Origin of the sequence: Methanoculleus sediminis (genome assembly GCF_001017125.1) — an archaeon.
Taxonomy (GTDB): domain Archaea; phylum Halobacteriota; class Methanomicrobia; order Methanomicrobiales; family Methanoculleaceae; genus Methanoculleus; species Methanoculleus sediminis.
The window spans coordinates 557,148-565,325 of record NZ_JXOJ01000001.1 but is presented as its reverse complement, the minus strand read 5'-3'; the positions used below and the strand labels follow the sequence as shown (position 1 = coordinate 565,325).

Annotated in this window: 8 protein-coding genes and 1 tRNA gene; 2 read left to right on the top strand and 7 right to left on the bottom strand. The window is 61.1% G+C overall.

Annotation, left to right across the window (positions count from 1 at the left end):
* The 7 genes from SZ63_RS02805 to xerA all read right to left on the bottom strand — a co-directional run.
* A partial coding sequence (locus SZ63_RS02805) for a cation:proton antiporter domain-containing protein (protein ID WP_048180669.1) occupies positions 1–258 on the bottom strand: 258 nt, incomplete at its 3' end.
* A gap of 302 nt (positions 259–560) precedes the next feature.
* Entirely contained in the window at positions 561–956 is a 396-nt protein-coding gene (locus tag SZ63_RS02800; RefSeq protein ID WP_048180666.1) for a DUF3795 domain-containing protein, read from the bottom strand.
* 115 nt (positions 957–1,071) lie between these two features.
* Positions 1,072–1,144, bottom strand: a tRNA-Gln gene (locus tag SZ63_RS02795).
* 133 nt (positions 1,145–1,277) lie between these two features.
* Positions 1,278–2,627 (bottom strand): mannose-1-phosphate guanylyltransferase/mannose-6-phosphate isomerase, encoded by a 1,350-nt coding sequence (locus tag SZ63_RS02790; RefSeq protein WP_048180663.1) that lies wholly within the window; start codon positions 2,625–2,627, stop codon positions 1,278–1,280.
* A gap of 220 nt (positions 2,628–2,847) precedes the next feature.
* Positions 2,848–3,291 (bottom strand): tetratricopeptide repeat protein, encoded by a 444-nt coding sequence (locus SZ63_RS02785; protein ID WP_048180661.1) that lies wholly within the window; start codon positions 3,289–3,291, stop codon positions 2,848–2,850.
* Between the two features lie 110 nt (positions 3,292–3,401).
* Positions 3,402–4,337, bottom strand: coding sequence for an SDR family oxidoreductase (locus tag SZ63_RS02780; protein ID WP_048180658.1), 936 nt, complete (start codon positions 4,335–4,337; stop codon positions 3,402–3,404).
* Between the two features lie 231 nt (positions 4,338–4,568).
* Positions 4,569–5,489, bottom strand: coding sequence for a site-specific tyrosine recombinase/integron integrase (xerA, locus tag SZ63_RS02775; RefSeq protein WP_048180656.1), 921 nt, complete (start codon positions 5,487–5,489; stop codon positions 4,569–4,571).
* A gap of 1,359 nt (positions 5,490–6,848) precedes the next feature.
* On the opposite strand from xerA, the gene SZ63_RS02770 reads away from it, so the two are divergent.
* A complete protein-coding gene (locus SZ63_RS02770; protein ID WP_048180654.1) occupies positions 6,849–7,424 on the top strand; it encodes a DUF5806 family protein in 576 nt (191 codons plus the stop codon).
* Positions 7,421–8,176, top strand: a complete 756-nt coding sequence (gene mobB / locus SZ63_RS02765) for a molybdopterin-guanine dinucleotide biosynthesis protein B (protein WP_048180651.1) — start codon at positions 7,421–7,423, stop codon at positions 8,174–8,176. Before SZ63_RS02770 ends, mobB begins: the two co-directional genes overlap by 4 nt.
* The last annotated feature ends 2 nt before the right edge of the window (positions 8,177–8,178 follow it).

The following is an 8,178-nucleotide window of genomic DNA, read 5'->3' as shown; positions in this document are numbered from 1 at the left end:
GCGTGGATCAATGATATCCCTGATGTTAAACTCGAAACCGATGACGAAGAGGAGGATGATTGCCCCAAGATGCGCCAGGGTCGCGACGAAGTCCGTGTAAGTGATCAGGCCGAGCACGCTCGGTCCGACGAGAACCCCCACAAGAATCGCCCCGATCGTCGCCGACTGGTTGATTCGGGATGCCACGAGGTAGCCGGCGAGAGCGAGGAAGAGGAGGAGGCTCATCTGGATCTCAATTGCTAGGGCAGCGCTTTCCATAGTTACCTGCCCATGATCTGGGAGGGAGGCCTTAAGAAAGATGTGGAACACCGGAGGGTTGCAGGGCGTTCGGATCCCGGGAGAAGAACGGCAACACCTTGTTCGAGGCAGGACTGGCAGAACGAGAAGATTCTTCCCGCCTCCCTCGCCAGCGCACGGCCCCGGGGTTCCCGGAGCAGCCTTCTGCCGATAACCCGCGGGGGACCGCCGGGAGGGCCCTCCCTGTACGATCCCTGTCCCCGGCAGTTCATCGACGCCACATCACAGGGTGTTGCGGCAGCGGTGCGGGTGATGCTCCCTCCTCACCACGTCCGACCGCAGTGCAGGCAGCGATTCCTGTGCATGCTGAGGATATATCCACACTCCGGGCATCTCCAGCGGACCTTCTCCTGTTCGACGAACTCCACGACTCCCCGTTCCCGTATCTCGCGCAGGTTGTCGAGCACGCTGGTCCGGTATTTCGTGTAGCGTTTGTCCAGGCGTTTCAGCCGTGTGCAGGGATATCCGCTGCATTCGTAGCAGTACTCACCCGTACGGTCTTCGCACTGCCGGATCCTGCACCGGGCGCAATACGCGTTCAGCCTGCCGGCATCCTCCGTCCGGCAGCCCGGGCATCTGTTTTTCTCCCGCAGGTAGCCGATGCAGAGCCCGCAGTTTATGCCGCAGGGGGCGATCAGGATAGGGGAGAGGTGGCTCATTCTCGTATGCTCATCGTACGCCGGGAAGTCTCTTTCGATTTCGCCGCCGATGGGATGAGGGTGACTCCGAAATACTCGCATGAAAGTAAGAAACGCAAAGGGAGGACGAACGTAATACCCCCGGGCGGATTCGAACCGCCGTCGCCGGATCCAAAGTCCTGCATGATTGACCACTACACTACGGGGGTGCCGAGAGAAACGAATTCGAACCGCCGATACCGCAGGTATCAGCTCTTATATTTTATGTACCCCGGGATTATATCGGTTTGGTCGCGGGCGGACGGGATGGCCGGGAAGGAGGAGCGGCCAACCCGTTGCCGCTCACGTCCGCTCGAAGTCGTCCTCGAACCTGACGATGTCGTCCTCGCCGGTATACTCCCCGATCTGGACCTCGATCAGTTCGAGCGGCAGGAGGCCGGGGTTCGCGAGCCGGTGAACCGTTCCCGCCGGGACGAAGGTGGACTCGCCGTTCCGCAGAAGTGATGTCTCGCCCCCGATCGTCACCTCGGCGCACCCGGTGACGACCACCCAGTGCTCGGAGCGGTGGTGGTGCATCTGGAGGGAGAGGCGGCGATTCGGGGGGACGGTGACCCGCTTGATCTTGTAGGATTGCCCCTCCTCCAGGTTCGTGTAGGAGCCCCAGGGCCGGTGGACCTGCGTGTGGAAGAGAGCACGGGAGTCCCCCTTCTCGCGGAGGGCCTTTGCGATCTCGCCCACCCGTTGCGCCTCGTCCCGGGCGGCGACCAGGATCGCATCCTTCGTCTCGACGATGGCAAGGTTGTGAACCCCGACGGTGGCGACCAGGCGGTCGGCGATGATCAGGTTCTCGGAGGAGTCGATCCCGATATGCTCGCCCCGGACTGCGTTCGCGTCTCCGTTCTTTGAGAGGGCAGCGTAAAGTGCGTCGAAGTTCCCCACGTCGCTCCAGTCGCATTCAAGCGGGACGACCGCCGCCTTCCGGGTCCTCTCCATGATCCCGTAGTCGATGGAGAGGGCGGGGACTGCACCGTATGCCTCATCGAGGGGCTGCTCGAACGCCCGGGCCACCTCCGGTGCGCACGCCTCGCACTCGGCAAGGAAGAGGGCGGCATCGAAACAGAACATGCCGGAGTTCCAGAGGTAGCCGTCGGCGACGTACCGCCCGGCGGTCTCGATATCGGGCTTCTCGACGAAGCCGTCCACGAGCGAGCCGTCGCCGAGAGGCTCGCCGGGGCGGATATAGCCGTATCCGGTGTGCGGCGAGGTCGGCCGCACCCCGAAGACCACCAGGTAGTCCTTGCTAAGCCGCTCCGCCCGGCGGAATGCGTCGTGGAACGGCCCGGCCGCGGTGATCAGGTGATCCGATGGGAGAACTGCGACCGTGTCCGGCCCGTCCCGGGTGATCTCGCGGGCGCCGTAATAGATCGCCGGCAGGGTGTTCTTGCCCACCGGCTCCACGAGGACGCGGCAGTCGCACCCGATGGCGGCGAGCTGGTCCCTGACCAGGAACCGGTGATCGGTGTTCGTGACGATGGCGATCTCCTGCGGCGAGGAGAAGAGGAGCGCCCTCTTCACGGTCTTCTGGAAGAGAGACTCGTCGTCGACCAGCGGGATGAACTGTTTCGGGTAGTGTTCCCTTGAGAGCGGGAAGAGGCGGGTGCCGCTCCCGCCTGCAAGTATGAGCGTCTTCATGGGATCGACTCCGTGCCGGACGGCACTCGGTTGTATACTCTATGCGGCAGGGAGGATAAAAACGTAAGGCTCCCCGGGAGTTCGGACGAACCCGGCGATCTCGCGATGCAACCGGCCGGACCGGGCCATGGATACGGCGAGGCGCACCATACGGCAAACCGTATCGCACCCGACAGTGTATCGGCCCCGGGCCCCCGGAAAAATAGGTGATCCTGCCCGGTCAGGCCCGGGTCATCGTTGAGTTTCCGGGGTAGAGCGCCCGGGCCTGCGGGTCGAGATCTTCGGCCACCGCAAGAACACGTTCGGCCTCATGGTAATTCCCGAGCCTGCCGAGCACCATGCCGTACGTCACCAGAGCAAAGATGCACGACCGGTCGATCGCGAGCGCCTGCCTGCACGCAAGCGCCGCCTCCTGGGGGCGGTCGAGCCGGGTGAGGATCACCGCCCGGTTGTTCCAGGCGTAGACATCATCGTTGTCGCAGAGTATCGCCGCACTGAACGCAGCGAGCGCTTCCTCGTAATGGCCTTGCCTCTCAAGCGCCACACCCCTGTTGTTCAGGGCTGCAGGGTCGTACAGACCCTCCGTGGCGACGTCGCTGTACGCCCGTGACGAATCTCTGTCATTACCCTTGCGGGGCATCTCCGGTGTAACCAATTGGGGCATACGTCTGCACCTCGCCCCCCTTACTGTGGAGTAACGATATATAGGTTCCTGCACTTGCCGTGCCCGGGAGCGTGGCGACCCCGGATCGGCCGAACGGGTGCCACGAACGGTTACCGGCCGCCGTCGCGGAACCACGCCACTGTTTCGCGGAGCCCCGCTTCAAGCGTGCAGTGGGGAGAGAAACCGAAGGCATCGCGGGCCCGGGTGATCTCGGCGAGCGAGTCACGCACGTCCCCCGGCCGCGGCGGCTCGTATATCGGCCGGTGGTGTATGCCGGTGATCCCCGCGAGAACGGACGCAAGCTGATTCAGGCTGATCCTGCTGCCCCCGGCGATGTTAAAGACTCCGGAGGCGCTGCTCTCCATCGCCTGGATGTTCGCCCGCACAACGTCGGCGACGAAGATGAAGTCCCGGGTCTGCTCCCCGTCGCCGTAGATGATCGGCGGCTTATCCCCGAGCAGGCGGGTGATGAACTTCGGGATCACCGCCGCATACTCGGAGTTCGGGTCCTGCCGGGGACCGAAGACGTTGAAGTAGCGCAGGAATACCGTCCGGATACCGTAGAGGTCGGCAAACACGTTTCCGTAGTGTTCGCCCGCGAGTTTGGAGACCGCGTAGGGGGAGAGCGGTCCCGGTGCCATCGTCTCGCGTTTGGGGAAGACCGGATCGTCGCCGTAGATTGCCGAGGTGGAAGCCGCCACGACCGCCGGGACGCCGCACTCCTTTGCGGCCCAGAGAACGTTCAGGGTTCCGGTCACGTTCACCGCGTTCGTCTCCAGGGGGTTTGCCACGGATCGGGGAACCGACGCAACGGCCGCCTGGTGGAAGATACCGTCTGCCCGGGCGCAGATATCGACGAGCAGGTCGATATCGGTGACGCTCCCCTCGACGAACGCCACCCGGGGATGGACCAGGAGATGATCGATGTTCTCCCGCCGTCCGGCGGAGAGATCGTCGACGATAACGAGATCGTGGCCGTCGCGTGCCAGCCGCTCTGCGAGGTTGGACCCGATGAACCCCGCCCCGCCCGTGACGATGTAGCGCATTACGGATACGATAAGCACTCCAGTGATTTGAGCGTTGCCGAAGATGATCGGTGGGCGGATGATGCCTGCCCGGGACAAGCGGTCAACGCCGTAACGCCGGGAGCCTGGAGCACTGTGGAATAAGCCGCCCCTTTCGCACTACAATAAGACCCGTTCACGATTCCAGGCCCCTATGGCAGGCAAAACCAATATAGCATCATGCAGTTTATCCGGATCGCCCGACGGGCCCGATCACTCCTCCTTTTTTCCGTTCGAGAGCGGGAAATACTGCTGATAGACGCGTTTCCGCTCGTCGATGTCGGTGTGCAGGTAGATCTCGGTCGTCTTGATGGAGGAGTGCCCCAGATTCTCCTGCACGACGCGGAGGTTTTTTGACCGCCGATAGAGCTCGCTCGCATAGGAATGGCGGATTTTATGTGGCGTAATCCCGGAAGGAGCGCATTGCTTGAAGAGATGCTGGACGGTTCGCGGGGAGAGGTGATTGCCCTGCTGGCCCAAAAAGAGCGGCCCCTCGATTTTATTGCCGATAAACCGATTAATCTCGTCGAGAGTCTCCTCGTCGATGAAAACCGTCCGTATTTTGTCGCCTTTACCCTTTACCCGTATCGTCTGCTCCTCGAAGTCAATGTCTTCGACGCATATGGCGCAGAGTTCCGAAACACGGACGCCTGTGGCGTAGATGAGGCGAACGATCAGCCGGTCACGCTCGCTCTCGATGGTGTTGATCAGGCGGATCACCTGACTGTGTTTGAGGTATTTCAGTTCCTGATTCTTGATCCGGGGCCGCTCCACCCCGAGCATCGGATCGGCGATCACGGCCCCCTGCACGTAGAGATACTTGTAAAACGACGATAGCGTCGAGATCATCCGGTGGAGGGTCTTGGGTTTGTAATCCTGATTCTCCGCAAGGTAGGAGAAGAAATCGGTAACGAGGGCCGCAGAGACGTTGACGTTCGCATCCAGCGGAGCGTTCTCGAACGCGGCCTCGCCGAACGTGACCTCGTCGGAATCCGAGTTCTGCCGGAGCCAGGCGTATCTGGCAAAACGCCGGATTGTCTGCAGGTATTTTTCGATGGTCCGGGGCGAGTAGTTCCGCATCCGGAGGTAACTGCTGAAGCGATCCAGCCATTCCGAGAAACAGGCATTTTCCATTGTACAATACATTAAATAACGAAACATATCAAGATTGCGGTAAATGCCTATTCCCCGCAACGAGTCATACCGCACAGAACCAAGGTTCGACACACAGAGGTCCGCCGGCCCCGAGAGCACGCACCCGCACCGAGAGAGCCGGCTACAAGAGAAAGAGTTTCCCAAACAGGGAACCCGTCGATCTCCAGAATACATGCGGCAGGCGGGCGGATACCAGGGAAACAGGAGAACAGGACCTGCCGGAACCATGCCGCCGCAGAAAGCGACCCGTAGTTAGAGTACGCTCCAAAAAACCCAAAATGCGCCCGAAAACTGCACAAACGCCGGATTACCCCGGGCTTCTAAAAAATGGGTATCAGGTGATGCAGATTGTGTCGGAGTTAGGAGGTATGCTGGGCTGCACCCCAGGTGGGGGCGGGGAAGCAAACCCTACTGAATACGTCCCCTTTCAGGTATATGAACCCCTTACCGCGCGGGGAGAAAGTGAACGATCCGGGAGCAACACCGGCGCCACGCGACCCACACCTTCCGCCCACATATAAATGACCCCCACATACGAGCACAGACGCCCGATCGCCCCCTCCGGCAACCTCACGCATAGACGCGAGCACGATCCCGGCTCAAAATCGCGATACGAGGACGCCAGATCCAGGTGGCCGACCACAGAGCGCCAGGACAACGGCGTGCTCCGGGAGAGAAGACAGGGTAAAGCCATTTTGATGAAGATCCGTACAGCCGGGCATTGCTCGAGCCCGGCCCCCGGGCAGAACGTCGCCATTCGCACCTGGCGGTGCTCAAACTCCGGGCGTTCGCACCTAACGGTGCTCACGCTCCTGCCCTCCGGCCAGTCGCGTTCCGCCCATCGCGACTCGAAAACGCTTCGCGTTTTCTCATGCTCCGGCCACTCGCTACGCTCGTGCCCATCGCCATTCGCACCTGGCGGGGCTCAAACTCCGGGCGTTCTGCCCGTGACGCGAAGCCGCGAACGGGATGCCCCCAAAACTTCAGCGAAACGCTGAATTGCGCCCGACGCGCGAAGGAATGCCGACCTACCACAATCGGAACCACCACCGAAGCCCGACACGATCTCACCCGCCAGCCGTCATCGAACTCCCGACGACCATTATTGCGCCCAGACGGGAGAACAGTCCCCCAGGATAACCGGATCACCGCCCCGAACCCGGGAGCAAAGAGGCAGACATAAACCCTATGATGCTATATGATGACAGAGGGTGATCGTGATACCGGCAGCACCCGCACGACAGACCGATCCCGGCCGGCGCATCCGGGTTCGTTTGAACCACCGCCGTTCAACCAGCCTTATTATTGAAATAGCAAAACCAACAAGAGGTAGGTAAAATGGAAGAACCTGACAGCATCAAAGACCCGAACAAGTACCAGAAATTCAAGAAGGTGGACGGCGCCACCTACCAGCGGGTCAACCAGTTCCTGCGCAAACACACCCACATCACCGCCCGCGAATGGGCCATAGCACGCCTCTGCGCAGACTTCAAGACCACCAGCGGCTCGGAGATGACGTTCATCGGGGAGAACCTCCCCGAACTCTGCCCGTTCATGGTCGACTCCTACTCCCCGCAGGCGGTCAACCAGGCAAGGAGCTCGTTCAAGAAGAAGGTGAAGAAAGCAGGTGCCACGTTCTTTTACGGGGCCATGTGCGGCTTCTTCACCGCAGAGGAACTCGACGAGATCCTCTTCGAGGCAAGCGAAGTCGCCCGGTTCCTGCTGGAGGTGGAAGGAACGAGCCTGAACCTCGACGACGAGATCGACGTCGAGGACCGGATCACCGAGGTGATGCGGGGCGTGGCCGAGGCAGCTTCGGTCATCCTGAAGACCCGGCCCGGCCAGGATGGGGGCCAGGAAGCAGAAGTACCGGGAGAAGAGCCGGAAGTGCAGAATCAGGATGAGGAGATATGAAGATCATACAGATCGTCGGCCGCTCGAACGCCGGGAAGACCACGTTCATAAAGAACCTGATCGGGGCGATTTCCGCACATGGAGCCGTCGGAGCAGTCAAACACCTGGGACACCACGGCTTTTCGCTCGAGCCCGGAAAGGATACCACCGTGTACTATGAATCGTATGCTGCTATATCCGGCGGTGTCGATGAAGAGAAGTCGGTCGTCGTCAGGCGCGAGAACGATCTTAACTCTACCCTCGAAGTCCTCTGCAACGCCGGGATCGAATACGCTATACTCGAGGGATTCAAGTCGAGGCCGTTCCCGAGGATCGTGATCGGCGATCTCGAGAGCGAGAACGTCGTGCTCCGCAACCCTTCGGTCGACGAAGTGATCGCCGCACTCGACCGGTTCGAGGACTACCACACCGTCGAGGGGCTGGTCAGGGAACTGAAGCGCGAGTGCGACGTCTCGCACGCCGGGGCCATCCTCACCTTCAACGGGATCGTCAGGGAATGGACCGGGGACGACCGGACCGAATACATGGACTTCGATGAGACCGTCGATGCCGTGGCGGAGAGCATCCAGAAAGAGATACAGGCCGTCCCGGGAATCATCGGCGCCCGGTTTTACCACCGGAAAGGACGGCTCTACGCCGGAGAGGATATAACATATCTTGCTATACTTGCAGAACGCAGACAGGAGGCGTTTGCCGCCGCTGCCAACGCCATCGACAGACTGAAACGGGAACTACACGACGTGGAGAAGTGATC

What these genes read in the sequence shown, in the direction of transcription:
- SZ63_RS02770 (WP_048180654.1), top strand. Translation starts at nt 6,849, where the DNA reads ATGGAAGAACCTGACAGCATCAAAGACCCGAACAAGTACCAGAAATTC.
- xerA (WP_048180656.1), bottom strand. Translation starts at nt 5,489, where the DNA reads ATGGAAAATGCCTGTTTCTCGGAATGGCTGGATCGCTTCAGCAGTTAC.
- mobB (WP_048180651.1), top strand. Translation starts at nt 7,421, where the DNA reads ATGAAGATCATACAGATCGTCGGCCGCTCGAACGCCGGGAAGACCACG.
- SZ63_RS02780 (WP_048180658.1), bottom strand. Translation starts at nt 4,337, where the DNA reads ATGCGCTACATCGTCACGGGCGGGGCGGGGTTCATCGGGTCCAACCTC.
- SZ63_RS02785 (WP_048180661.1), bottom strand. Translation starts at nt 3,291, where the DNA reads ATGCCCCAATTGGTTACACCGGAGATGCCCCGCAAGGGTAATGACAGA.
- SZ63_RS02800 (WP_048180666.1), bottom strand. Translation starts at nt 956, where the DNA reads ATGAGCCACCTCTCCCCTATCCTGATCGCCCCCTGCGGCATAAACTGC.
- SZ63_RS02790 (WP_048180663.1), bottom strand. Translation starts at nt 2,627, where the DNA reads ATGAAGACGCTCATACTTGCAGGCGGGAGCGGCACCCGCCTCTTCCCG.